A 23414-nucleotide genomic window follows, 5' to 3' on the forward strand; every position below is an offset into this window, starting at 1 on the left:
AGTGGTGGTACTTGCAGACGGCTGAACAGCGCTATTCCTTCGCCAGCTCGTCCAGGACGGGTTGTAGGTCCGAGGCGAGCACCGGCACCAGGAAGACCGCGGCGACCTTGTGGTTCCTGTCCACGATGAACGTCGACGGCACGCTGTTGGCCGGTACACCGCGGAAAACGTTGATGAAGCTGCGCGCGGAAGCGTCGTAGATGGATGGATAAGTCAGAGACCGGTCTTTCATGAAGTCCCGTGGTTGAGCCTTCGAGGTCTCCTTGACGTCGACCCCGACCACCTGGGTCCCAGCGTCGAAGATCTTCTGCATTTCGGGGGCCTCGGTGCGGCAGGGCCCGCACCAGGCTCCCCAGATGTTGATGACGACGGGCTTGCCCGCGTAGTCGGAGAGCTTGACGGTCTTGCCCTCCTCGAGCAGGGACTCGCCTTCGAGCCCCTTCAGCTCTTTGCGCTCGGAAGGCGCATACCGGATCTCAACCTGCCCACCAGGAGCCACCAGATAAAAATCCCCAGCCCCCACCTGAGCAGCATCCTTCCCAGTAGTACATCCGGCAAGCAACAAGACCACAACCAGAAAACGCTTCATGCCCCAGTCACCCGAGGATCAGTAGCCCCAACAGGCTCGGAGTAAGCAATCCGAACCAACTGCTCCCCCTCAAAAATCAAGGAGGTGAGCGAAGCAAGTGAACACTCCCGACGACGAGGGTCGTGCCACATCCGCTTCCCCTCCAAAAACCGCCGCACAGTCCAAATCGGCAACTGGTGGGAAACACAAACAGCCTCGTGCCCCTCAGCAGCAGCCCGAGCCTTCTGCACCGCCCCCATCATCCGATGAGCGATCTCGATGTAGGGCTCACCCCAAGACGGCCGAAAAGGATTCACCAGCTTCGGCCAGTGCTGAGGAGATCGCAAAGCCCCGTCCCCCACAGCGACCTTCAACCCCTGGAACTGGTTGTCGGCCTCGATCAACCGCTCGTCAGTAGCCAGCTCAAGCCGATGCGAGTCGGCAATGGGCGCAGCAGTCTGCTGTGCACGGTCCAAAGGCGACGCCACGACGTGCACGATGTCGTGGTCCGCCAGGTGCTCGGCCACGGTGAGGGCCTGCTTCTGCCCCCGCTCGGACAGCTTGAAGCCGGGAAGGCGGCCGTAGAGGATGCCGGTCGGGTTGTGCACCTCGCCGTGGCGGAGCAGGTGGACGACGGTGCGGGTCACTTGCGGGCCTCCTTGGCGGCGCGGGCCGCGTGCGGCAGTGCGTCGGCGATCACGGCGAACTCCTCTTCACCCATGGCGGCGTTCACGAACCACGCCTCGAACGCCGACGGCGGGGCGTAGACGCCCCGGTCGAGCAGGGCGTGGAAGAACGGCGGGAAGCGCCACGTCTCGCACGCCTGCGCGCCCGCGTAGTCCTTCACCTCGGTAGAACCGAAGAACACGCTCACCAGGTTCCCGGCGAACTGCACGCGGTGCTCGACGCCCGCCTCGGTCAGCGAGGCCGTGAAGAGCGCGCCGAGGCGCGTGGCGTTGCGGTTCAGGGCCGTGTAGACCTCGTCGTCGGCCGCGCGCAGCGTCGCGAGACCGGCGGCCACCGCCACGGGGTTACCCGACAGCGTGCCCGCCTGGTAGACGGGGCCGGAGGGGGCCAGTCGCTCCATCACGTCGGCACGGCCGCCGAAAGCAGCCGCGGGCAGTCCGCCGGACATGACCTTGCCGAACGTGTAGAGGTCGCCGCGCACGCGCTCCAGGCCGAACCAGCCGGCGCGCGAGACGCGGAAGCCGGTCATGACCTCGTCCATGATCAGCAACGCGCCGTCGGCGTCGCAGATCTCGCGCAGACCCGCGTTGAAGTCGGCACCGGGCGCGACGGCACCCATGTTGCCCGCCGCGGCCTCGGTGATGATGCAGGCGATCTCGCCGGGGTTCTCCGCGAACGCCGCGCGCACGGCCTCGATGTCGTTGTACGGCAGCACGATCGTGTCCTCGGCCTGCGCGCCCGTGACACCGGGCGAGCTCGGCAGGCCCAGGGTCGCGACGCCCGAGCCGGCCTGCGCCAGCAGCGCGTCGACGTGACCGTGGTAACACCCGGCGAACTTGATGACCTTGCGGCGCTCGGTGAAGCCGCGCGCGAGGCGGATCGCGCTCATCGTGGCCTCGGTGCCCGAGTTGACCAGGCGGACCTGGCGGACCGGCTCGACGCGGTCGATCAGCTCGGCCGCGAGCTCGATCTCACCCTCGGTGGGCGTGCCGAACGACAGCCCGGCCGAAGCGGCCTTCTGCACCGCGGAGACCACGGCCGGATGGGCGTGCCCGAGGATCATCGGGCCCCACGAGGCCACCAGGTCGACGTACCGGTTGCCGTCCGCGTCCCACAGGTGCGGACCCTCGCCGCGCACCATGAAACGCGGGGTGCCGCCGACGGAGTGGAACGCCCGCACCGGAGAGTTGACCCCGCCGGGGGTCAGCGTCGACGCGCGCTCGAACAGGGCCTGGGATCGACTCGCAGTCACGTACCCCAGTCTCACATGTCGGAGTCGGCGGCTTTCTGCGGCCGGGTGCGCACGGCCAGCAGGACCTGTCGCACCGCGTCGAGAGCGAGGACCACGGCCAGCGTGACGGCGCCGACGGCCGTGCCCAGCCAGTTGCCGTGGTAGCGCGTGGAGATCAACGGCTCGCGCCCCTCGAACGGGTACTCCAGCCGCACGACGCCGCGGTTCCAGCACCACACGGCGGCGATCACCAGCAGGACGATCGCGACGGCCTCACCCGCGGCGATGAGCCACCGCTTGGGCTGGTGCAGGCTCGGACCGGCCGGCGGCGCCTGCTCAGGCTCCTCGACCACGGCGTCCGGCTCCTGCTCAGTCACGGCCTCTGTCACGTCGCTCACCTTCTCACGACCCGCCGCAACGCCGCGAGGAAGGCTTCCGGATCACGCGCCCACGCCAGCACCACCGAGCCGTCGACCAGCCGCAACGGCACCGCGGTCGTCCCCTTGGGCACCGACCAGCCGCCACCGAGCACTTTTGCCCCGGCCGGCGCGCCGACGTCCTGGCAGGCCTCGATCATGGCGACCGGCAGCTTCTCCCGCCCGAACCGCGCGTCCTCGGCGGTGAGCTCGATGCTGCCGGTCTTGACCCGCCCGTACACCCACAGCACCGCGCCGAGCGTCAGGCCGAGTCCCGCGACGGCCCACAGCGTCACGGACGCGGGTCCGGTGACGCGCTCGACCAGGTACCCGGCGACGGCGAACGCCGGGCCCCACAGGAGCGGCCACCAGCTGCTGCCGGACTCGCGGTAGAGCACTAGCGGACGAACCTGTTCGACGCCGGCAGGAACTGCAGCACGACGGCCGCGATGGTCAGCCCGATCACGACGATGCAGATCGCCACGCTCGGCTGCCAGACCCGCGCGCCGATCGAGATGAACGTGATCCCGATCATCGACACGAGTCCGAGCCCGCCGAGGATCGTGAGCAGGATGCGCGCCCAGTTCTGGCCGTTGCGCAGCACGATCGCGAACGCGACGTACGGCGCGGCCGCGACCAGCATCACGAAGCCGAAGATCACCGCCATGGCCCGCACACCGAGTTCGCCCGCCCGGCGGTCCTCCTCCGTGACGATGCTGTCCTGGGTGAGGAAGAAGTCGGCGTTGACGAGCAGCATCACCGGCAGCACGGCGACGGAGAGCACGGCACCCACGATCCAGATCCACATCGCGGCGTTGATCGTGGCCGGCCGCGCCGGTGGCAGCTCGTGGGACTGCACCGGCGACATCGGGTAGCTCGCCTGCGCGACCTGGTTCACCTGGTAGTGCCCGCCGGGTGCCGTGGGGTAGGCACTGGTGGGGTTCTGCCACCCGGCACCGGCCGGGTTCTGCCACTGCGCGTGGTCGAGAGGCGGTGCCATCTCAGGCGCGGGCGGCATCGGCAGCCCCATGTTGTTCACGGCGGTCACTTCGTACGTTCCGGCCGTCGCGCCGAACGGGTCCAGCCGGGCCTGCGCCTGCGGGGTGTCCGGGCTCGGCTGCCAGGGGTTCGGGTCCTGCGGATTGGTCACTGCTCACGCACCTCCGCCAGCCACTGTGCCGTACGCGCCTGCCACGTGAAGACGATTGCGGCACAGATGAGCAGCAACGTGACCAAGTTCGAAGCGCTGATCCCGACGAACAGGATCCAGATCATGTGCACGATCGCGATGAGCGAGAGCGCGATCCGCGCCCAGTTCTTCCGCTTCAGGAAGAGCCTCGTGAGCCACGCGTAGGCCACCACGAAGATCACCGCTACCGCCGTCAGCGTGCCCAGGAAGCTCGTGACCTGCCCGGACGACCAGCCGGTCAGCCGCTGCACCTCACCGCGCTGGAACCACAGCCCCGCGGTCGTGAAGAGGACGAAGACGGCGGTCGCGAGCCACAGGCCGACCGCGATGCGCACCGTCCGCGGAGTGCCGTCGTACTTCACGCCAGTTGCTCGCGCTGCGTCAGGTACTCGGTCGACTGCCGGAAGTAGAACAGCACCAGGCCCGACATCGCGATCAGCGCCGGCGCGACGGCCAGCCCGTTGCCGATCATCTGGAAGAACAGGTTCAGCAACACCGTGATCATCAACCCGGTGCGGCTCTTCTTCAGCCCGCCCTTGACCTTGCCCGCGAACCACACGGCGAGCCCCGCCAGCACGACCGAGCCCACCAGCACGGCGACGACGATCGCCGTCGCCGTCGACTCGATCATCTCCGGGGTGAGCTGGTCGTCGTTGGTCGTGGACTTCACCTGGTCGATCAGAACCTGCTTGTTGGCGAACTGGAACACGGCGGCGAGCACCCACAGAACGGCACCGGCCACGACGAGCCAGTAGCCTGCGGTGATCGTGCCAGGGGTGCCCGATTCCTTCGGAGACGTCACGGTCGCGAACTTAGGACGGCCGGATCGCGCTGTCCACCGCGACCCGCTTCCTGAAGTGCGCGGACACCCGGTACATCAGCACGATCGCGGACGCGTCCAGCACGGTGGTGACCGCCGTGACGGCCAGATCGACCGGACGCATCTCCACCCCGAGCTGCGCGGCGAACCCGCTGCCCCACGCCACCAGCCGGAACAGTCCGAACGCGACGGACGCGCCACCCAGCACGGTCAGCACGATCCGGGCCCAGTTGCGGCCGCGCGCCATCGCGTTCGCCAGCCGCGTGTACGCGACCAGCAGGGCCACGGCGATCAGCAGTCCGAAGAGGACACCGCCGTCCACGCTCGCGTCGATCTGGTCCTGGCCCAGCGCCGGGTTCTGGCGACGCACCTCGGCCACGAGCATCTCGCGGTCGAGGAGCTGTTCCAGGAACCGCAGCATGCCGACGCACGCGCTGGCGATCCACAGCCAGCGCGCGACGTCGACCAGCTTCGGGACGGGGGCGCCTACCGGTCCAGCCACCGGGCGGCTTCCACTGCCCAGTACGTGAGCACGATGTCCGCGCCGGCGCGGCGGATGGACGTGAGCGACTCGAGGATCGAGCGCTCCCGGTCGATCCAGCCGTTCGCGGCAGCGGCCTCGATCATCGCGTACTCGCCGGAGATCTGGTAGGCAGCAACGGGAACGTCCGAGACCTCGGCGACCGCGCGCAGCACGTCCAGGTACAGCAGCGCGGGCTTGACCATGACCATGTCCGCGCCCTCGGCGAGGTCCAGCTGCACCTCGCGGATCGCCTCGCGGGCGTTCGCCGGGTCCTGCTGGTAGGTCTTGCGGTCACCCGCGAGCTGCGACTCGACGGCGTCGCGGAACGGGCCGTAGAACGCCGACGCGTACTTGGCGGAGTAGGCGAGGATGCCGGTGTCGGCGAGGCCCGCCTGATCCAGGGCGTTGCGGATGAAGGCGATCTGGCCGTCCATCATGCCGCTCGGGCCGACGACGTGGGCACCGGCGCGTGCCTGCGCGACGGCCATCTCGCCGTAGACCTCGAGGGTCGCGTCGTTGTCGACCGTGCCGTCGGCGGCGAGCACGCCGCAGTGGCCGTGGTCGGTGAACTCGTCGAGGCAGCAGTCCGACATGAGAACGGTGCTGTCGCCCAGTTCCGCGCGCAGGTCGGCGAGCGCGGCGTTGAGGATGCCGTCCGGGTCGGTGCCGCCGGAACCGACGGCGTCGCGCTCGGCCGGGACGCCGAACAGCATGATGCCGCCGACGCCCGCCTGCACGGCCTCGACCGCGGCCTTGCGCAACGAGTCACGCGAGTGCTGGAGCACGCCCGGCATGCTGCTGATCTCAGCGGGGGATGCCAGGCCTTCCTTGACGAACATCGGCAGCACGAGCTGCCTCGGGCGCACCTCGGTCTCGGACACGAGGCGGCGCATGGCGGGCGTCGTGCGCAGACGCCTCGGCCGGTGCAGTGGGTACATCCTTGACTCCCTGACGGAAGAGAGTCGAAGGGGCCACTCAAAGGATCTTGAGTGGCCCCGACGGCTTCAGTTTGTTCTAGCTCCTGCGCAGACGCTTGGTCTTGCGCGGGGGAGGAAGGGCTCCCTCGGCGCGCAACCGGGCGGCGTGGGCGGCCAGCGCGTCGACCAGCGCGGGCACGTTCGCCTCCTCGGGCTGCACGTCGACCCGGAGGCCGAACTCCCGCGCCGTCTCGGCGGTCTGCGGGCCGATGCACGCGACGAGCGTGCGGGCGTGCGGCTTGCCCGCGATGCCGACCAGGTTCCGCACGGTCGACGACGAGGTGAAGCACACCGCGTCGAAGCCGCCGGACTTGATCATCTCGCGGGTGTCTGCGGGCGGCGGGGCCGCACGCACGGTGCGGTACGCCGTCACGTCGTCGATCTCCCAGCCACGTTCGCGCAGGCCGGCGGCCAGCGTCTCGGTGGCGATGTCGGCCCGCGGCAGCAGCACGCGGTCGACCGGGTCGAGGATGTCGTCGTAGGGCGGGAAGTCGTTGAGGAGACCCTCGGACGACTGGTCACCCGACGGCACGAGCTCCGGGATGATGCCGAACGAGCGCACCTTCGCGGCCGTGGCCTCGCCGACGCACGCGATCTTCACGCCGGAGAACGCACGGGCGTCCAGGCCGAACTCGCGGAACTTCTCCCACACCGCGCGGACGGCGTTGGTCGAGGTGAAGACGACCCACTGGTAGCGGCCGTCGACGAGACCCTTGACCGAGCGCTCCATCTGCGCGGGGCTGCGGGGCGGCTCGACGGAGATGGTCGGCACCTCGACGGCAATGGCGCCGTGCGAGTGCAGACGCTCGCTCATCGCGCCGGCCTGCTCCTTGGTCCGCGGGACCAGCACTCGCCAGCCGTACAGCGCCCGCGACTCCCACCAGGAGAGCTTCGAGCGGTTGGCGGCGGCGGCACCGACGGTGACGACCAGCGGGCCGCCCATCTCACCGGCGTCGGCCGCGACGGCGGCCAGCGTGGTGTCGATGGTGCGCTGCTGGAAGCCGGTGCCCTCGGCGGTCACGGCGACCGGGGTCTGCGGCGCGAGGCCGTTCTCGACCAGGTTCGACGCGGCCTCGGCCAGGTGCGAGCCGGTCGCGTGCAGGACGAGCGTGCCGGGCGCGGCGGCGAGGCCGGCCCAGTCCGTCACCGCGCGGACGTCGACCTCGGTGTGCACGCCACCGAGAGCCACACCCGCGTACGCCGGAACCGCGGTGCCCGAGGGCACACCGGGTACGACGTCGAACGGGATCGTCGACTTCGCGACGGCCTGCGCTTCCTTCACGACCGAGTCGAGCGTCAGCGGGTCACCCGCGACGAGACGGACGACGGTCGCACCGTTGCGCGCCTCGGTCACCAGGTCCTTGGCCACGTCGGCGGCCTCGCCGACAGCGGGGCGGACCTCGACTCCCTCGGGCACGGTCGCGAGGACGTCAGCAGGGACGTCCGGGTCCGTGACCACGAGTTCAGCCCTGGTGAGCAAGTCGTGGGCCCGGACCGTGAGCAGCCCGGTGTCGCCGGGGCCGGAGCCCACGAAGGCGACGCGTCCGGGGGTCTTGCGTGCGCGGGTCATCAGGGCACTCCCCATCGATTACGCCTCTGGACCGCTGAGAACCGCGGCCCCGAGGTCGAGCAACTCGGCGGCCAGCGCCCGGCCGAGTCCCTCAGCTTCGGTCAAGTCACCGGTGGCGGACGCGCGGAGGAGATCGTTCTCCGGCGTCGCTGCGACCCCGCGCAGGGAAAGTCGGTACACGACCTTCCCGTCGTCATCGAGGTCTTCCACCACATCGGCCAGCGCGCCGACCGGCGCACTGCAACCCGCCTCGAGCGCGGCCAGCATGGCGCGCTCGGCGGTCACAGCGGCCCGGCTGGCCGAATCGTCCAAAGTGGACTGGATCAGGTGCTCGGCGTCGACGTCGTCGACCCGGCACTCGACTGCCAACGCACCCTGCGCGGGTGCGGGAAGCATCTGGATCGGCTCCAGGTTCTCGGTGATCTCGCTCGTGCGGCCGAGACGCGAGATGCCGGCGCGAGCCAGCACCACCGCGTCGAGCTCGCCGTTGCGGACCTTGCCGATGCGCGTGTCCACGTTGCCGCGCAACGGGACGATGTTCAGCCCGAGGCCCAACGCCTCCAGCTGCGCCGCACGGCGCGGAGATCCGGTGCCCACAGTGGACCCCTGCGGCAGCTCGCCGAGCGTGAGACCGTCGCGCGCCACGAGGGCGTCACGCGGGTCTTCACGCTGCGGCACGGCCGCGAGCGTCAGACGCGGGTCCGGCGCGGTCGGCAGGTCCTTGTAGGAGTGGACGGCGACGTCGATCTCGTCGTTCGCGAGCGCGTCACGAAGAGCCGACGTGAAGACGCCGATGCCGATCTGGGCGATGGGCGCGTCGGAGAGGTCGCCCGGCGTCTTGACGACGACGATCTCGACCTGTGCTCCGGCAGCCTTCAGCGCCTCGGCCACGGTCCCCGTCTGCGCGAGCGCCAGTGCGCTGCCTCGGGTACCGATCCGTAGGGTGCGGGTCACCGCGTTTCACCATCCACAGGAGCTTGCTTGGTCTGACTGACAACCCCAGGCGTCTGGGGGTCGAGCCCGAACAGTTCGCGGAGAGCCTCCGCGTAGCCGGTACCACCAGGGGCGGAGGCGAGCTCCTTCACCCTGACGGTCGGCGTGTGCAGGAGCTTGTCTACAACGCGGCGCACCGTCTTGGCCAATTCACCGCGTGTCGCGGCGTCCAGTTCGGGAAGTCGCGAATCAAGACGGAGCAGTTCGGCGTCGACCACCTCGGCGGCCCGCTTGCGCAGGGCCGTGACGGTCGGCGTGACCTCGGCGGACCGCTGGCCCGCGAGGTAGGCCTTGACCTCGTCGCCGACCAGCTGGACGGCCAGGCGGGTGTCCTGGCCGGCGGGCGCGTCGGAGAGGCGGCGCTGCAACGTTTCCAGGTCCACCACACGAACGTTCGGCAGTTCGGCTGCGGCCGGGTCGACGTCCTTGGGCAGGCCCAGGTCGCACACGACCAGCGGCCGCGAGCGCGCGCTGATCATGTCCGCGCGGACGACCGTGTCGACCGACCCGGTGCACGCGAAGACGATGTCCGCGAGATCGATCTCGACGGCCAGCGCGGTCAGGTCGACGGCCGTCGCGGGGACGCCCTCGGCCTTCAGCGACGTGGCGAGACGCACACCGTTGGCCTGCGTCCGGTTCGCGATGACGACCTCGCCGATGCCCGCCCGGCGCAGGTGGGCGGCGGCCAGGCCGCCCATGGCACCGGCACCGACGAGTAGCGCGCGCTTGCCGACGAGGGTGCCCAGCTGGGCCTCGGCGTCACCGAGGGCCTCGGACACGACGGAGGCTCCCGCGTGGTCGATGCTGGTCTCGGTGTGCACCCGCTTGCCGACGCGCAGCGCGTTCTGGGTGAGTTCGTGGACGGTCCTGCCGACGGTGCCCGCCTCGTCCGCCGCCGCGTACGCACCGCGCAGCTGGCCGAGGATCTGGGACTCGCCGACGACCATCGAGTCGAGGCCGGCCGCGACGGAGAACAGGTGCTCGACGGCAGCGGCGGCGTAATGCACGTAGAAGTGCTCGTAGAGCGCCTGAGGTTCGATCTGCGCGTGCTGCGCCAGGACCTCGACGACCTCGGACATGCCGCCGTGGAACGACTCGACGACGGCGTAGACCTCGACCCTGTTGCAGGTCGACAGGACCATCGCCTCGGAGACGCTGGGGGCGGCGAGCAGCTGGCCGAGGACCTTGGGCAGGTTCGGCTCGGCCACGGTGACGCGTTCCAGGACCGGGACTGGGGCGGTGCGGTGCGAAAGCCCGACTACGAGCACGCTCATGCACTCACCACGTCTGCCGGAGCCGTCTGGCTCACGCTCACGGGCGAATCACCATCCCGTCCACACCGAGTCCGTTGTTGCCGACCGAGACGCTGGCAGCCTCGTCCGCACGTCGAGCGACGTGGAACGACAGGATCTGCATCTCGACCGCCAAGTCAACCTTGCGCACCTCGACGTTGTCTGGAACCTGAAGGACAACTGGTGCGAAGTTCAGAATGCACTGGACGCCCGCAGATACCAAACGGTCGCAAACCGACTGGGCGGCGGGCGGCGGCGTCGCGATGACGCCGATCGACACCTCGCGCTCCAGGCAGACCGCGGTGATCTCGTCGATGTGGTTGACGGGGATGCCCCCAACAGGGATTCCGACGAGATCGGCGTCCACGTCGAAGAGGGCGGTGACCGGGAAACCACGGCCGGGGAACCCGCCGTAGTTCGCGAGAGCGTGACCAAGGTTACCGATGCCGACGACGGCCACGGAGTGGTTCCGGGTGAGGCCGAGGATGCGCTCGATGTGGCTCACGAGCACCTCGACGTCGTACCCGACGCCCCTCGTGCCGTAGCTGCCGATGTAGCTCAGATCCTTGCGGAGCTTCGCCGCGTTGACGCCGGCGGCCTGGCTCAGTTCCTCGCTCGAGACGGCCGTCACGCCGCTCTCGGCCATGCCGGACAACACGCGGAGGTACACGGCGAGCCGGGCCACGGCGGCCTCGGGGATCGCGCGGGCGCGCTCCTTGTCGGCAGCCTCTGCAGGGGTGGTGGTCGTCTCACCTTCGCCCCGCTGTGAAACCACGCTCTCCGACCTCCGGGTGTGCTTCACCGCAGGACCCCGCGGTGTTGGTGATGAGAACACCGTACCGCTTGTGAACGTGTGCACAAAGTCGGTGATCGGGTGTCACAGCGCTGGTGACAGGGCGTGACCAGCCCTTCCTCGGTTCATGATCACTACGGGGTGAGCGCCTACTCGACGGTGAAGGTGACCGAGTGCCATCCCGTCGCACCGTCGGGAACCGGGTCGAGGCGTGCCTGGTCCTGCGTGAAGCCGGATTTGTCGGTGGCCCGGCACTCGACCGTGTGACTGCCCTTCTGCAGGTCCAGCTCGACCCGCCACATGCGCCACGTGGTGTCGCTGACGTCGGCGCCGAGCTGGGCTTCGCGCCACGGTCCGCCGTCGATCCTGACCTCGACCTTGGCCACGCCCTTGGGCTGGGCCCACGCCGTTCCGGCGATGACCGCCTTGCCCTGGACCTTGCCCATCCTCGTGGGCCGGTCGATGCGCGAGGAGACCTTGATCGGCGCCCGCGTCGCCCAGCCCCGCGGGATCCAGTAGCCCTGGTCCTTCGCGAACGTCGTCACGTTGAGGTCGGTGACCCACTTGGTCGCGGAGACGTAGCCGTAGAGCCCGGGAACCACGAGCCGCGCCGGGAACCCGTGCTCGGCGGGCAGCGGTTCGCCGTTCATGCCGATCGCGATCAAGCCGTTCTCCAGCACGTAGTCGAGCGGGCTGCCCGCCGTGAACCCGTCGTCGCTCGTGCTGAACAGCTGGTCCGCGCCCGCCTTCACGCCGGCTTCCCGCAGCACGTCGCCGATCCTGACGCCGACGAAGTTCGCCGTGGAGATGTACGGCCCGCCCACCTCGTTGGAGACGCAGGTCAGCGTGACGGTCTCCTCGACGAGGTCCCTGCTCCGGATCTCTTCGAACGTGAGCACCATCGGCCGCTCGACCATGCCGTGCACCCGCAGCGCCCACTCCTCGGCCCTGATCCGCGGCACGCTCAGCGCGGTGTCGATCCGGTAGAAGTCCTTGCCGCTGGTGATGAAGCTCGGGGTGCCGTCCTTGACGAAGTCGGCGCCGACCGGGATCTCCGGCGCCTTGACCTTCGGCGTCAGGTCTCCGACGGCCTGGCGCGAGCCCTCGACGTCCGTCCGGCTGCCGAAGAGCTGGCCCGCGACCCCCGCGAAGACCGCGAGCCCGGCGGTGATCAGGAAGCCGCGCCTGCTCTCGCTCTCCTCGGCCTCCCGGTGCAGGTAGCGGAACGCGTAGACGCCCGCCGCCGTGCTGGCGACGGGCGCGAGGACGGCGAGCTGGCCGACGTCGGGCCTGGTCACGACCGCCGCGACGCCCACGAACCCGAGCAGCACGGCCACCAGCGTCCCCGGCGCGGGGCTGTTCCGGCTGGCCAGGCCGGCACCGATGCCGATGCCGACGAGCACGACGCCCATGCAGATGAGCAGCACGAGCTTGTCGGCGGTGCCGAACGTGGTGACGGCGAAGTCCTTCAGCCACGACGGCGTGAGGTCGATCGCGGCGTTGCCCACGGCGAGGTACGGGGAGGCGCTCAGGCCCACGAAGGCCGCCACCAGGTGCCCTGCCGCAAGGGCTGTGACAAGGGCGATCAGTCCGGTGAGTGCGGCCTTGGCGGGCTTCATGCCTCTAATTCGACACCCATCCGCCCTTGGTTCGCCCGAGCCGTAAGGCCCCGGTAATCAACTACCCGGCGAGGGCCGCCCGCAGGCGGTCCTCCTCCACCTTCCAGTACCCGTGCTCAGCCCCGTCCACCAGGAACACCGGCACCCGGTCGCCGTACTCGGCCCGCAGTTCCGGATCGGAGTCCACGTCCTCGACGGACCAGGTCGCCCCGAGGTCGGCGCAGATCCGCTCGATCTCGACGGCGGCCTCCTCGCAGGCGTGGCACGACACCCGGCTCATCAACGTCACGTGGTGGGTCATGCCGTCATGCTCCCAAAGGCCTGCGCAGGACGGCGCGGGCGAGCTTGCCGGTCGGCGAGTGCGGCAGGGCCGGGGCGAACTCCACCGACGTCGGCACCTTGAACTTGGCGAGCCGCGCGGCGCAGTGGGCCACCACGTCCTCCGCGGTCAGCTCCTGCCCTTCGCACAGCACGAGCACGACCTTCACCGACTCGCCGGTCTTCTCGTCCGGCACGCCGACGGCCGCGGCTTCGAGCACCTGCTCCAGCTCGCAGAGGACCTGCTCGACCTCGTGCGGGTAGACGTTGAAGCCGTTCACGATGATCAGGTCACCGGCTCGGTCGACCAGGTGCAGGTCGCCGTCGGCGTCGATGAAGCCGACGTCGCCGGTGCGGAACCAGCCGGACGCGTCCGGGCCGTGGGCGCCGTCGGGCCAGTAGCCGCTGAAGAGGTTGTCGCCCTTCGCGGACACCAGGCCGGTGCCGGGCTCGTCCTCGTCGATGTCGAGCACCGAGCCGTCCGTGTCGACCAGGCGGATCTCGACGCCCGGCAGCGCCTGGCCCACCGAACCCGGCTTCGGCACGCCGCCGACCAGGGTGGACGTGAGCACGGGGCCCGTCTCGGTGAGGCCGTAGCCCTCGTAGATCGGGATGCCGATCGCGCCGCGCATCTCCGCGATGACCTTCGCGGGGAGCGGGGCCGCGCCGGAGGTGAACAAGCGGACCGTGGCGAGCTTCTCGCGCAGCAGCTCGACGGGGTGCGCGAGCAGCGCGCGGTACATGGGCGGCACGCCGACCATCGTGGTGACGCGGTGGTCCTCGATGACGTCCAGCACCGCCGAGGGGTCGAAGCGCTCCAGCAGGATCGCCGTCGCGCCGGCGCCCGCCACCTGCAGCAGACCGGGGCCGAGGCCGTAGACGTGGAACAACGGCAGCGCGAGCAGCACCCGGTCGCCCGCCGTCACGGGGGCAGGCCGCAGCGAGGCGCACTGCGCGACGTTCGCGAGCAGTGCCCGGTGCGAGAGCATCGCGCCGCGCGGCACGCCGGACGTACCCGAGGTGTAGCCGAGGACGGCCAGGTCCTCGCCGCCGCGGACGGCCTCGAACGGCTCGGCGGACGCGGTGACGTCCGGAACGTCGATCACCGTGGCGTCGGAGCCCTCGCCGTCGCCCACGAGCAGCGTGGCGCCGGAGTCGGCGAGGATGCGCTGGAGCTCGCGCGGCGGGATGCCGGGGCCGGTCGGCACCACGACCCCGCCCGCGCGGAGGATTCCGAACACGGCGACCGCGAACTCGGGGCTCGTGGGCAGCCGTACCGCCACCCGGTCGCCCGATTCGAGTCCTGAATCAGCCAAATGGCGGGCGAAAGCGTCGGTCGCGCCGTCGATGGTTTCCCACGTGAGGCTCTTACCGCTCGCTACGTCGACCAAGGCGACGTGGCTGGGTCCCCGCTGTGCCGAAGCACGGACCAGATCTGACACATTGCGAGCGGAAGTCAACATGGCCTCCTCATGAACAACTGGGCGCTTCGAGCAGTCTTCCACGCGTGACGAGCGTCATGAAGCCGCGGTTCCCGCGTCTTACCATCGCAACCGACCGCTACCTACTACGGAGTAACAACACGTATGCTGCCGCCACGGCGACTCTGTGGAGGTGCCGCGAGCCGATGACCGCGCGGGCACGACCGAACACGATCAGGACCACCCGAACCATGACGGGGGGTCAGCACGACAACGCCGCAGACGAGCCGTGGCAGCTCGTCAAGGCCGCCCAAGAGGGTGACACCGAGGCGTTCGGAGTGCTGTACGACAAGTACGTCGACATGGTTTTTCGCTATGTCCTCTTCCGGGTGGGCGGCGATCGCGCGTTCGCCGAGGACGTGACGAGCGAGACCTTCCTCAGGGCTCTGCGGAGCATCGCGTCGGTCAGCTACCAGGGCCGTGACGTGGGCGCGTGGTTCGTCACGATCGCCCGCAACATCGTGTTCGACCACGTGAAGTCGAGCCGCTACCGGCTCGAGGTCACGACCGCCGAGCTCCAGGACAACCGCGAGGAGACGAGCGGACCCGAGCAGGAGGTCATGACCGAGGCGACCAACGCGGAGCTGCTCCGGTGCGTCTCACAGTTGGGGGACGATCAGCGGGAGTGCATCACGCTGAGGTTCATCGAAGGCAAGACGGTGTCCGAGGTCGCGCAGCTCATGGACCGCAACGAGGGCGCCGTGAAGGCCCTGCAACACCGGGCCGTGAGGCGGCTCGCACAGATCCTCCCGTCCTGGTTGCGGTGATAGCGATCGCAAGGGCGTAACCCAAAGCAGATCAACTTCGTTACTCGGGCTGAGATGGACGGCAAGGGAAGAACACCGCGGTGGCGGCAGACGGAGCACGAGCGATTCGCCCGTGCCGTTGAAGGCGGCCCACAGCCGGTGGGCAACGACGACCTCGCTGAGGACCTCGCGATCGTCGAACTCCTCCGGCGGATGGACGTCGGCCCGGACGCGGAGACGCGCGAACGGATGAAACAGCGCGTCCTCACCGCGCCTCCACCGGAGAAGCCACTGGTGCTCTCGTCGGTAAGACGGGTGGGAGCGCGCGCACGATTAGCGGTCGCCGCGGCCGCGGTCCTCTGCTTGCTGATGTCACTCGCCGGCATGAGTGTGCTGCTCAGCCGTGACGCGCTCCCGGGAGACCCGCTCTACGGCATCAAGCGCACCACCGAAAGCGCCTCGCTCGGCCTGACCTTCGACGACCAGGACCGCGCCCTCAAGCACCTGGAGTTCGCCGCGTCCAGGGTCACCGAGATGGAGACCCTGGCCGAACGCGCCTCGGACCCGTCCGCCCAGCTCACGGCACTGACCGACCTGGACGCCGACGCGGTCGAGGGCGCCCGCCAGCTCACCACGTACGCCACGTCGTCCGACGAGAAGGCCCTGCCCGACCTCCGCGACTGGGCCCTGGCCCAGTACAAGAAGGTCGGCACCCTGCGCCCCCGGCTCCCCGGTGACGCGGGCGCCCACGCCGACACGACGATGTGGTTGCTGGCGAGCATCGCCCAGCGGGCCCACGACCTGGCCGCCCGAGCGGGCTGCGACACCGTGACCAGCGGTTCCTCCGACTCCCTCGGCCCACTGCCGGCCAAGGACGCGTGCGCCGCGGTGGTCACCGACCCGAACTCGTCACCGGGCAGCAAGCCGTCCTCGGTGACGCCGGTACCGACGGATCTGCCCGCGCCGTCCGGTTCGGTGAACCCGTCCGAGCAGCCCACGCAGTCGGTGGCACCGGGCACGTCGACCGCGCCGTCGGCGAAGCCGGGGACCTCGACCCCGCCCGCGCCGGGCAAGCCCGGGATCACGATCCCGCTGCCACTCCCGCTGCCGAGCATCTCGCTTCCGCTGCTGCCCGGGATCAGCTTCGGCTGAGCACGGCGCCCCGCATGATCGCGAGCTCCAGCGGCGACGCCTGCTCGCGCCAGCGGTGGGCGACCGCCGCGTAGGTGGTGACGTCGTGCCAGCGGCCCTGCGTGTGGAACAGCTCGCGCAGGGTCGCCTCGCGTTCGAGACCGGCGCCGGTCATGACGCTGCTCATCATCGCGTGGTCCGCCCGGTGCCCCGCCCACACGCGGTGGATGCCGAGAGGCCCGAACGCGTGCGCGAACAGCAGCCTGCCCGCCTCCGCACCGCAGCCCTTCACGGGCGAGCCGGGCAGGATCACCAGGCCCGTGCACATGGCGTTGCTGCCGTACTCCTCCAGCAGCAGGCCGATCATGCCGGTCATCGTGTCGTCGTCGTGCGAGGTCATCTTCGTTACGCCGAACGGCCCACAACACGTCGTGTTGATCCGAACACGCGTTGTGATCAGCGCTGTGCGCCAAAACTCGAACCGCGCGTTCTCGACCAGGTCTGGGCGGGTGTGGCACCCTGATCGCTAGGCTTGGGACATGGCAGGCAAGCGTGATGTGGAGAGCGACCGGCTGGCCGCACTAGCCGGCGAGGCATCGGCGGACGCGGCGATCCAGGCCGCCGCGATGGCGCCAGAGCTCGAGCAGTCGCTGAGCGTCCCGCCTGACCTGACCGCGGCTGCCTTCTTCGACGTGGACAACACGATGATGATGGGCGCGTCGATCTTCCACTTCGCCCGTGGCCTGGCCGCGCGCAAGTACTTCTCGTCCTCCGACCTCGCGGGCTTCGTCTGGCAGCAGCTGAAGTTCCGGGTGGGCGGCCGGGAGGACCCGGAGTCCGTCAAGGCCTCCCGCGAGCAGGCCCTCTCCTTCGTCTCCGGCCGCAGCGTCGCAGAACTGGTGTCGCTCGGCGAGGAGATCTTCGACGAGCTGATGGCCGACCGAATCTGGAAGGGCACCCAGGCCCTCGCCCAGATGCACCTCGAAGCGGGTCAGCGCGTCTGGCTGGTCACCGCCACGCCCGTCGAGCTCGCCCAGATCATCGCCCGCCGGCTCGGCCTGACCGGCGCCCTGGGCACCGTCTCGGAGTCGGAGAACGGCATCTACACCGGCCGCCTGGTCGGCGACCTCCTGCACGGCAAGGCCAAGGCCCAGGCCGTCCGTTCGCTGGCCGCCAAGGAGGGCCTCGACCTGCGCCGCTGCACCGCGTACTCGGACTCGTCCAACGACGTCCCGATGCTGTCCGTGGTGGGCACCGCGGTGGCCGTGAACCCGGACTCGCAGCTGCGCGAGATCTCCCGCCGCAAGGGCTGGGAGATCCGCGACTTCCGCACGGGCCGCAAGGCGGCCAAGATCGGTGTCCCGTCAGTGCTGGGCGCCGGTGCCCTGGCCGGAGCCGTGGCCGCCACGCTGGCCTACCGGCGCCGGGTCAGGTAGCAGCCCGAGTTCCCGCCACCCCTGCTCACCGGCGGGGGTGAGCAGGACGGCACGGCTCGTCCCGATCCGGCGCACCCACCCGCGCTCGAAGAACACCCCGCACAGGAACGCCCCGGCCGCGCCGGCCAGGTGAGGCACGCGCTCGGTCCAGTCCAGGCAGGCCCGGCTGACCACTCGCTTCGACGGCTCGAACCCGAGCTCCTTCAGCCAGACCGTCCCGGTCCCGGTGACCGCGAGCCCGTCGCCGACCACACCGAGCTCCACCAGTCCCGACCTCAGCGAGATGCCGAGCCGGCCCGCGAGGTGGTCGTAGCAGGTGCGCCCGCGGGCCAGGGCCTCGGAAACTGCCGCCGACCGGAGGGACCGGGGCTGCGGACCAGGTCCGGCGAAGGCGGCCATCGCCTCCAGCAGCTCGGCGACGTGCGGCCCGGCCAGCGCCACGTACCGGTGCCGTCCCTGCCGGTGCTCGACCAGGACCCCGCCCTCGACCAGCCGCGTCAGGTGCTCGCTCGCGGTGGACGCGGCCACCCCGGCGTGGGCGGCCAGCTCCCTGGCGGTCCAGGCCCGTCCGTCGAGCAGGGCTCCGCACATCGCGGCACGGGTCCTGTCCGCGAGAAGTCCGGCAACCTGGGCGAGTGCTTCCACACCGCCATTCTGCGGCCGGAACACTTCGGCCGGCACCGAACCGTCCAGCCCCTAGCGTCGTCCGCATGAGCGAAGAGCTGCTGCGTCTCCCCGTCCCCGAGGTCCCGCCGGGAGAGGCGGGCGTGGCCTGGCTCAGGTCGTCCGTCGTCAGGTTCAGCAACGGCAAGGAGCACGCCCGCAGGCGCGCTCTGACGGCGAAGCTCGTCGAGGACCTGGACGTCACCACGCTCGACGAGCTGGCCACCGCTCTGGGGCTTCCGGGCTCGCTGGACGCCATCGCCGAGATCGCGCCGTGCTACCAGCCGCACGAGCCCGTGACCGCGGCAGCCGACGCCGCCGTGGAACGCCTGGCCACCACCCACGACGAGGAGACGGCGGCGAGGATCGGCCTGCTCGTCCAGGCCTGGGCGGCCACGAACGCCCTCGCGGAGCACCTCGTCACCGGCGATCAGAGCCCTCCGGTCCCGATCACCCGCAGGCAGACGCCTCAGGGCGTCGTCGAGGTCAGCCTGGAGCACCACCCGTTCGGCCACGGCCCGCACGCCTGCCCCGGCCGGCACGTGGCGACCCGGATCGCCAAGAACACGGCGTTCCGGGCGCTGCACCACCGCGACGAGCCGCTGATCCTCCCCAACGCCTGGGACTACGCCTCGGCCGCCGCCCTGCATGCGGCAGGCTTCACCGCGATCGGCACCACGAGCCTCGGAGTGGCCGCCGCACACGGCATCCCGGACGGCATGGGCCTGGCCGGTGACCAGGCCGTCGCGCTGGCGAAGCTCCTGAGCACCCTGCCGTGCCCGGTCACCGCGGACCTGGAGTCGGGCTTCGGCAAGCCGCCACTGGAGGTCGCCGAGCTCGTCGCGGACCTGGGCGTGGCGGGCGTCAACCTGGAGGACGGCCGTCCGCACGGCCTGGCCACACCCGAAGAGCAGGCGGCACTCATCACGGCAGTCAAAGAACGCGCGCCGGGGGTGTTCCTCAACGCTCGGATCGACACCCACTGGCTGGGCATGGCCACCGGGGAGACCGAGGACCGGGCACGCCGCTACGTCGACGCCGGTGCGGACGGGATCTTCGTGGCAAGCCTGACCGAGCCGCGAGAGATCGAGAAGCTCGCGCAACTCGCCCCGCTCAACGTCCTTGCGCAGCAACGGACGCCGGAGGAGCTCGGAAACCTGGGCGTGAAGCGGATCAGCACCGGCTCACTGCTGTTCCGGGCGGCCCTGCGCCACACCGTCACGACCGCGCAGGCGGTGCGCGACGGCGGCACCAGCACCGCGTTCGGCTACGACGAGGTCCAGGCGATGATCAGCCGAGGAACACGTTCCGACGCTGGGTGAGCAGCCGGTACAGGGTCTGCTGGATCGTCTCCCGCACCTGGTCGGTCAGGTTGAAGACGAGCATCGGGTCGTCGGCCGCGTTCTCACCGAACACGTCGGTGCGGATCGGCTCGCCGAACTCGATGTACCACTTCGAGGGCAGCGGAATGGCGCCCAGCGGCCCCAGCAACGGGAAGAACGGCGTCACCGGGAAGTACGGGAAGCCCAGCAGCCGGGCCAGCGCCTTGATGTCGCCGATCATCGGGTAGATCTCCTCGGCCCCGACGATGGAGCACGGGATGATCGGCGCGCCGGTCTTCAGCGCCGCCGACACGAAGCCGCCGCGGCCGAAGCGCTGCAGCTTGTAGCGGTCCTTGAACGGCTTGCCGATGCCCTTGAAGCCCTCCGGCCACACGCCGACGAGCTCGCCGGACGACATCAGCCGCTCGGCGTCGGGGTTGCACGCGAGGGTCTGGCCGGACTTGCGGGCCAGCGCACCGAGCACCGGCGTGCGGAACACCAGGTCCGCGCCCAGCATGCGCATGTGGCGGTGCGCCGGGTGCTCCGACGCGATGCCGAACGACGTCATCAGGGCGTCGAGCGGCACGGTGCCGGAGTGGTTCGCCACGATCAGCGCGCCACCGGCCGACGGGATGTTGTTCATGCCGATGGTCTCGACGCGGAACCACTTCTCGTACAACGGCTTCAGCGGCGGCATCAGCAGGTTCTCGGTGAGGTCGCGGTCGAACCCGAACTCGTCGACCTGGTAGTCGCCGGCGATCCGCCTGCGCGCGAACGACAGCAGGTCGGTCAGCCTGCGTTCCCAGTCCGGTGTCGCGGACTGCTGCTGCTCCGGCTCGGGAACCACCTCGACGTGGCGCGATCTGCGCGCGGCGTCGCGTTCCGGGTTGTGCAGCGGGATAACGCGTGCTCCTGCCACTGCGTTCATCTCCTCAAGACAAGATCAGCGGAAACGAGCGGCCGCGTCGAGGATTCCCCGTTCCGCGGCGTCAATCGTCTCCGGGTCGATGAGCGGCTTCAGACCTCGGCCGTTCACGTAGTCGTCGAACGCCTGCTGGGTGGTCCACCGCGGCGTGAACCCGAATTCCTTCTTCAGCAGGGTGGTGTCGATCACGCGCCCCCAGTTGAGGAACCTCATCTGGTCGGGCGAGAAGTCGACGAGCCGGGCGCTCCGGAAGAAGCCGCCGACGGTGGGCACGGCGGCGCTGGGCACAGGCAGGTTGAGCCTGCCCGCCCGCCTGATCGCCTGCGACAGCAGCAGCACGCCGTCGCCTCCCACGTTGAACACTCCTGGCAGGTCGTGCAGCGTCGCGCGTTCCAGGACCGCCAGGGCGTCCTCGGAGTGCAGCAGCTGCACGCGTGCGTCGTAGCCCAGGACGGTGGGCACGACCGGCAGGGCGAAGTAGCGCGTCAGGACCGTGTCGATGCGCGGGCCGATGAAGTTCGTGAAGCGCAGCGTGGTGACGTTCACGTCCGGCCTGCGGCGGCCGAACCCGCGCACGTACCCCTCGACCTCGACCGCGTCCTTGGCGTAGCCGGACGACGGCAGGTCCTTCGGGCCCATGTCCTCGGTGAACACCGCCGGGTCGCGGCTGCTGGACCCGTAGACGGCGCTGGTGGACTTCACGACGAGCTTCTGCACCTTGGGCGACTTCTGGCACGCGGCCAGCAGCTGCATGGTGCCGATGACGTTCATCTCCTTCATCACCGTGCGGCCGGTGGGCCCGGCCGGGCTCGCGGTGACGGACGCGTGGACGACCGTGTCGACGTTCGCGGTGGAGATGACCTTGCTGATCAGCGGGTTGCGGATGTCGGCCCGCACGAACTCCGCACGACCCATGCGGCGGAGCAGGTCGCGTGGCGGCGGCTCGGTGTCCACACCGAGCACGCGCTCGATGTCCGGGTTCGCGGCGAAGCGCGCGGCGAGGTGGCCGCCGAGGAAGCGGCTGACTCCGGTGACGAGGACGACCTTGGGCGTCATGCGACTCCAAGCACGAAGGGCGTTGCGATTGGTCGATGCTACAGACCAGATCAGGAACCGGAGGGGGCCGGAACGCCGTCTTGACGCAGGTCACGAAGGCTTTACGGGCTAATCACCCGAACGGCGGCCCCCGTTCCCGTGGTAGTGCGACGCTGTCTCACGCAGTGATATTCGTGCCCGCGCAAGCACCCAGGCGTGGCAACTGCCGGAGAAAACGCAACCGCCGCCGGCCTCCTGCGAGAGGAGACCGGCGGCGGCAGAGCGCATGCGGGCTTACTTGCCGCGCTTCCTGCGCTGGACCCTGGTCTTGCGCAGCAGCTTGCGGTGCTTCTTCTTCGACATGCGCTTGCGGCGCTTCTTGATGACCGAGCCCATGCGGGTTCCTTAGCTCTAGACGTTGCTTTGACTGGCGCGCCCCAGCCTTGGCCGTGTCAAGCACGGCGCGCCGGTAAGCACGATCGGCCTACCAGTCTACCCGGCGGGGTTCACCAGCTTTCAGCCAGCGTCGAAGTACGCGTTCTCCAGGTAGGCGTGGACCGCTTTCTCGGGCACCCGGAACGACTTTCCGACCCGCACAGCGGGCAGTTCACCGGAGTGCACCAGGCGGTACACGGTCATCTTGGAGACCCGCATCATCGAGGCCACCTCGGCCACGGTCAGGAACTGCACCTGAGCGAGGCCTGTTCGTTCGTTCTCCTTCGCAGGCATACATCACCGCATCCTTAGACACGTGTCGTGCCGTCGGTCTTCCCCACCGACGGTTCGACACGCACGTGCTGCCCTGAGAGTAGCGGGACTGGTGTGACTCCTGCGACGTCCAAGTGGGGTTCGCCCCTCACTTCGGCTCAGTCCTCGTGCTGACGACCCAGCTCGGCGGACCGGTCACGGGCGCTCTCGATGGCCGCGAGCATGGCCGCGCGGACGCCGTGCTTCTCCAGCTCGCGGATCGCCATGATCGTGGTGCCGGCGGGGGACGTGACCGCCTCCCGCAGGATCACCGGGTGCGAGGAGCCCTCGGCCAGCATCGTCGCGGCGCCCACGGCCGACTGGATGATCAGCTGCGAGGCCAGGTCACGCGGGATGCCGAGCAGGATGCCCGCGTCGATCATCGCCTCGACGAGGTAGAAGAAGTACGCGGGACCGGAGCCCGACAGCGCCGTCACCGCGTCCTGCTGCGACTCCGGCACCACCGCGACCTTGCCCACGGTCGACAGCAGCTCCTCGACGATCTTGAGGTGCTCGGGCGTGGCGTTGGAGCCGCCGGAGACGGCGCTCATGGCCTCACCGACGACCATCGGCGTGTTCGGCATGACCCGCACCACCGGGGTGCCCTCGGGCAGCCTGCGCTCGTACAGGGCGGTCGGCAGGCCCGCGCACAACGACACGATCAACGTGCCGGGCCGCAGCACCGGCGCGAGTTCGACCAGCAACGGCTCGATGTCCTGCGGCTTGACCGCCACGACCAGCACGTCCGCCTGCGCCGCCGCGCCGGAGACCGTGACGGCCTCGAACCCGTACTGCTCGGTCAGAGCACGAGCCCGTGACTCGTGCTTCTCCGTGAACAGCAGATCCGAGGCCGCGCGACCACCCTGCAAGAGCCCGGACAGCAGCGCCTCACCGATCTTGCCCGCGCCGAGCACCGCGATCTTCGTCATCGG

Annotated in this window: 28 protein-coding genes; 4 read left to right on the forward strand and 24 right to left on the reverse strand. The window is 69.9% G+C overall.

Features of this window, described 5'->3' with window-relative positions; genetic code table 11:
• Positions 1-31 precede the first annotated feature (31 nt).
• The 17 genes from SK571_RS38440 to SK571_RS38520 form a co-directional block, all read right to left on the reverse strand.
• A complete protein-coding gene (locus tag SK571_RS38440; RefSeq protein WP_319989028.1) occupies positions 32-589 on the reverse strand; it encodes a TlpA family protein disulfide reductase in 558 nt (185 codons plus the stop codon).
• Positions 586-1215 carry a histidine phosphatase family protein gene (locus SK571_RS38445; RefSeq protein ID WP_319989029.1) on the reverse strand — a complete coding sequence of 210 codons (630 nt, stop codon included), beginning with the start codon at positions 1213-1215 and terminating at the stop codon, positions 586-588. The genes SK571_RS38440 and SK571_RS38445 overlap by 4 nt, the downstream gene beginning before the upstream one ends.
• Entirely contained in the window at positions 1212-2507 is a 1296-nt protein-coding gene (hemL, locus tag SK571_RS38450; protein ID WP_319989030.1) for a glutamate-1-semialdehyde 2,1-aminomutase, read from the reverse strand. The genes SK571_RS38445 and hemL overlap by 4 nt, the downstream gene beginning before the upstream one ends.
• 11 nt (positions 2508-2518) lie before the next feature.
• Positions 2519-2875 (reverse strand): hypothetical protein, encoded by a 357-nt coding sequence (locus tag SK571_RS38455; protein ID WP_319989031.1) that lies wholly within the window; start codon positions 2873-2875, stop codon positions 2519-2521.
• Between the two features lie 5 nt (positions 2876-2880).
• Positions 2881-3300, reverse strand: coding sequence for a hypothetical protein (locus tag SK571_RS38460; protein WP_319989032.1), 420 nt, complete (start codon positions 3298-3300; stop codon positions 2881-2883).
• Positions 3300-4052: a hypothetical protein gene (locus tag SK571_RS38465; RefSeq protein WP_319989033.1), complete on the reverse strand. Its 753-nt coding sequence runs from the start codon at positions 4050-4052 to the stop codon at positions 3300-3302. The genes SK571_RS38460 and SK571_RS38465 overlap by 1 nt, the downstream gene beginning before the upstream one ends.
• A complete protein-coding gene (locus SK571_RS38470) occupies positions 4049-4453 on the reverse strand; it encodes a hypothetical protein (RefSeq protein WP_319989034.1) in 405 nt (134 codons plus the stop codon). Before SK571_RS38470 ends, SK571_RS38465 begins: the two co-directional genes overlap by 4 nt.
• Positions 4450-4893 carry a hypothetical protein gene (locus tag SK571_RS38475; protein ID WP_319989035.1) on the reverse strand — a complete coding sequence of 148 codons (444 nt, stop codon included), beginning with the start codon at positions 4891-4893 and terminating at the stop codon, positions 4450-4452. The genes SK571_RS38470 and SK571_RS38475 overlap by 4 nt, the downstream gene beginning before the upstream one ends.
• 10 nt (positions 4894-4903) lie before the next feature.
• Positions 4904-5413 carry a hypothetical protein gene (locus tag SK571_RS38480; protein ID WP_319989036.1) on the reverse strand — a complete coding sequence of 170 codons (510 nt, stop codon included), beginning with the start codon at positions 5411-5413 and terminating at the stop codon, positions 4904-4906.
• Entirely contained in the window at positions 5398-6372 is a 975-nt protein-coding gene (hemB, locus tag SK571_RS38485; protein WP_319989037.1) for a porphobilinogen synthase, read from the reverse strand. The genes SK571_RS38480 and hemB overlap by 16 nt, the downstream gene beginning before the upstream one ends.
• 76 nt (positions 6373-6448) lie before the next feature.
• Positions 6449-7981 carry a bifunctional uroporphyrinogen-III C-methyltransferase/uroporphyrinogen-III synthase gene (locus SK571_RS38490; protein ID WP_319989038.1) on the reverse strand — a complete coding sequence of 511 codons (1533 nt, stop codon included), beginning with the start codon at positions 7979-7981 and terminating at the stop codon, positions 6449-6451.
• 18 nt (positions 7982-7999) lie between these two features.
• Entirely contained in the window at positions 8000-8935 is a 936-nt protein-coding gene (gene hemC, locus SK571_RS38495; RefSeq protein ID WP_319989039.1) for a hydroxymethylbilane synthase, read from the reverse strand.
• Positions 8932-10248 carry a glutamyl-tRNA reductase gene (locus tag SK571_RS38500; RefSeq protein WP_319989040.1) on the reverse strand — a complete coding sequence of 439 codons (1317 nt, stop codon included), beginning with the start codon at positions 10246-10248 and terminating at the stop codon, positions 8932-8934. The genes hemC and SK571_RS38500 overlap by 4 nt, the downstream gene beginning before the upstream one ends.
• 37 nt (positions 10249-10285) lie before the next feature.
• The gene (locus tag SK571_RS38505; protein ID WP_406602096.1) at positions 10286-11041 is read right to left on the reverse strand and encodes a redox-sensing transcriptional repressor Rex; all 756 of its coding nucleotides are present in this window, start codon (positions 11039-11041) and stop codon (positions 10286-10288) included.
• Between the two features lie 167 nt (positions 11042-11208).
• The gene (locus SK571_RS38510) at positions 11209-12678 is read right to left on the reverse strand and encodes a molybdopterin-dependent oxidoreductase (RefSeq protein ID WP_319989041.1); all 1470 of its coding nucleotides are present in this window, start codon (positions 12676-12678) and stop codon (positions 11209-11211) included.
• Between the two features lie 61 nt (positions 12679-12739).
• Positions 12740-12979: a glutaredoxin family protein gene (locus SK571_RS38515; RefSeq protein WP_319989042.1), complete on the reverse strand. Its 240-nt coding sequence runs from the start codon at positions 12977-12979 to the stop codon at positions 12740-12742.
• A 4-nt stretch (positions 12980-12983) separates the two neighbouring features.
• Positions 12984-14459: an AMP-binding protein gene (locus tag SK571_RS38520; protein ID WP_319989043.1), complete on the reverse strand. Its 1476-nt coding sequence runs from the start codon at positions 14457-14459 to the stop codon at positions 12984-12986.
• A gap of 209 nt (positions 14460-14668) precedes the next feature.
• Here SK571_RS38520 and SK571_RS38525 point away from each other — a divergent pair, with 209 nt between their 5' ends.
• Positions 14669-15244: a sigma-70 family RNA polymerase sigma factor gene (locus SK571_RS38525; protein WP_319989044.1), complete on the forward strand. Its 576-nt coding sequence runs from the start codon at positions 14669-14671 to the stop codon at positions 15242-15244.
• A 138-nt stretch (positions 15245-15382) separates the two neighbouring features.
• Positions 15383-16375 (forward strand): DUF5667 domain-containing protein, encoded by a 993-nt coding sequence (locus SK571_RS38530; protein ID WP_319989045.1) that lies wholly within the window; start codon positions 15383-15385, stop codon positions 16373-16375.
• Here SK571_RS38530 and SK571_RS38535 read toward each other — a convergent pair.
• A complete protein-coding gene (locus tag SK571_RS38535) occupies positions 16362-16853 on the reverse strand; it encodes a GNAT family N-acetyltransferase (RefSeq protein ID WP_406602097.1) in 492 nt (163 codons plus the stop codon). The genes SK571_RS38530 and SK571_RS38535 overlap by 14 nt on opposite strands.
• 40 nt (positions 16854-16893) lie before the next feature.
• Between SK571_RS38535 and SK571_RS38540 the strand changes: the two genes are divergently transcribed.
• Entirely contained in the window at positions 16894-17790 is an 897-nt protein-coding gene (locus tag SK571_RS38540) for an HAD family hydrolase (protein WP_319989047.1), read from the forward strand.
• On the opposite strand, the gene SK571_RS38545 is transcribed toward SK571_RS38540, so the two are convergent.
• Positions 17719-18435: an ArsR/SmtB family transcription factor gene (locus SK571_RS38545; protein WP_319989048.1), complete on the reverse strand. Its 717-nt coding sequence runs from the start codon at positions 18433-18435 to the stop codon at positions 17719-17721. The two genes, SK571_RS38540 and SK571_RS38545, sit on opposite strands and share 72 nt — an antisense overlap.
• Positions 18436-18500: 65 nt before the next feature.
• Between SK571_RS38545 and SK571_RS38550 the strand changes: the two genes are divergently transcribed.
• Positions 18501-19775 (forward strand): isocitrate lyase/PEP mutase family protein, encoded by a 1275-nt coding sequence (locus SK571_RS38550; protein ID WP_319989049.1) that lies wholly within the window; start codon positions 18501-18503, stop codon positions 19773-19775.
• Here the strand turns inward: SK571_RS38550 and SK571_RS38555 are convergent.
• From SK571_RS38555 to proC, 5 genes are all read right to left on the reverse strand, one after another.
• The gene (locus SK571_RS38555; RefSeq protein WP_319989050.1) at positions 19744-20703 is read right to left on the reverse strand and encodes a lysophospholipid acyltransferase family protein; all 960 of its coding nucleotides are present in this window, start codon (positions 20701-20703) and stop codon (positions 19744-19746) included. The two genes, SK571_RS38550 and SK571_RS38555, sit on opposite strands and share 32 nt — an antisense overlap.
• A gap of 15 nt (positions 20704-20718) precedes the next feature.
• Complete coding sequence (locus SK571_RS38560; protein WP_030477961.1) at positions 20719-21756, reverse strand: NAD-dependent epimerase/dehydratase family protein; 1038 nt, start codon at positions 21754-21756, stop codon at positions 20719-20721.
• Between the two features lie 273 nt (positions 21757-22029).
• The gene (locus tag SK571_RS38565) at positions 22030-22131 is read right to left on the reverse strand and encodes a 30S ribosomal protein bS22 (protein ID WP_015105422.1); all 102 of its coding nucleotides are present in this window, start codon (positions 22129-22131) and stop codon (positions 22030-22032) included.
• 120 nt (positions 22132-22251) lie between these two features.
• The gene (locus tag SK571_RS38570) at positions 22252-22464 is read right to left on the reverse strand and encodes a helix-turn-helix domain-containing protein (RefSeq protein ID WP_030477960.1); all 213 of its coding nucleotides are present in this window, start codon (positions 22462-22464) and stop codon (positions 22252-22254) included.
• Between the two features lie 137 nt (positions 22465-22601).
• The gene (gene proC, locus SK571_RS38575; RefSeq protein WP_266035520.1) at positions 22602-23411 is read right to left on the reverse strand and encodes a pyrroline-5-carboxylate reductase; all 810 of its coding nucleotides are present in this window, start codon (positions 23409-23411) and stop codon (positions 22602-22604) included.
• Positions 23412-23414 lie beyond the last annotated feature (3 nt).

The organism is Lentzea kristufekii (assembly GCF_033949925.1).
Taxonomy (GTDB): Bacteria; Actinomycetota; Actinomycetes; order Mycobacteriales; family Pseudonocardiaceae; genus Lentzea; species Lentzea kristufekii.

Excerpts from the sequence above, each read along its gene's own strand:
- SK571_RS38570 (WP_030477960.1), bottom strand. The coding sequence starts at position 22,464 with ATGCCTGCGAAGGAGAACGAACGAACAGGCCTCGCTCAGGTGCAGTTC.
- SK571_RS38565 (WP_015105422.1), bottom strand. The coding sequence starts at position 22,131 with ATGGGCTCGGTCATCAAGAAGCGCCGCAAGCGCATGTCGAAGAAGAAG.
- SK571_RS38520 (WP_319989043.1), bottom strand. The coding sequence starts at position 14,459 with ATGTTGACTTCCGCTCGCAATGTGTCAGATCTGGTCCGTGCTTCGGCA.
- SK571_RS38515 (WP_319989042.1), bottom strand. The coding sequence starts at position 12,979 with ATGACCCACCACGTGACGTTGATGAGCCGGGTGTCGTGCCACGCCTGC.
- SK571_RS38440 (WP_319989028.1), bottom strand. The coding sequence starts at position 589 with ATGAAGCGTTTTCTGGTTGTGGTCTTGTTGCTTGCCGGATGTACTACT.
- SK571_RS38560 (WP_030477961.1), bottom strand. The coding sequence starts at position 21,756 with ATGACGCCCAAGGTCGTCCTCGTCACCGGAGTCAGCCGCTTCCTCGGC.
- SK571_RS38555 (WP_319989050.1), bottom strand. The coding sequence starts at position 20,703 with ATGAACGCAGTGGCAGGAGCACGCGTTATCCCGCTGCACAACCCGGAA.
- SK571_RS38525 (WP_319989044.1), top strand. The coding sequence starts at position 14,669 with ATGACGGGGGGTCAGCACGACAACGCCGCAGACGAGCCGTGGCAGCTC.
- SK571_RS38490 (WP_319989038.1), bottom strand. The coding sequence starts at position 7,981 with ATGACCCGCGCACGCAAGACCCCCGGACGCGTCGCCTTCGTGGGCTCC.
- hemB (WP_319989037.1), bottom strand. The coding sequence starts at position 6,372 with ATGTACCCACTGCACCGGCCGAGGCGTCTGCGCACGACGCCCGCCATG.
- SK571_RS38540 (WP_319989047.1), top strand. The coding sequence starts at position 16,894 with ATGGCAGGCAAGCGTGATGTGGAGAGCGACCGGCTGGCCGCACTAGCC.
- SK571_RS38550 (WP_319989049.1), top strand. The coding sequence starts at position 18,501 with ATGAGCGAAGAGCTGCTGCGTCTCCCCGTCCCCGAGGTCCCGCCGGGA.
- proC (WP_266035520.1), bottom strand. The coding sequence starts at position 23,411 with ATGACGAAGATCGCGGTGCTCGGCGCGGGCAAGATCGGTGAGGCGCTG.
- SK571_RS38500 (WP_319989040.1), bottom strand. The coding sequence starts at position 10,248 with ATGAGCGTGCTCGTAGTCGGGCTTTCGCACCGCACCGCCCCAGTCCCG.
- SK571_RS38510 (WP_319989041.1), bottom strand. The coding sequence starts at position 12,678 with ATGAAGCCCGCCAAGGCCGCACTCACCGGACTGATCGCCCTTGTCACA.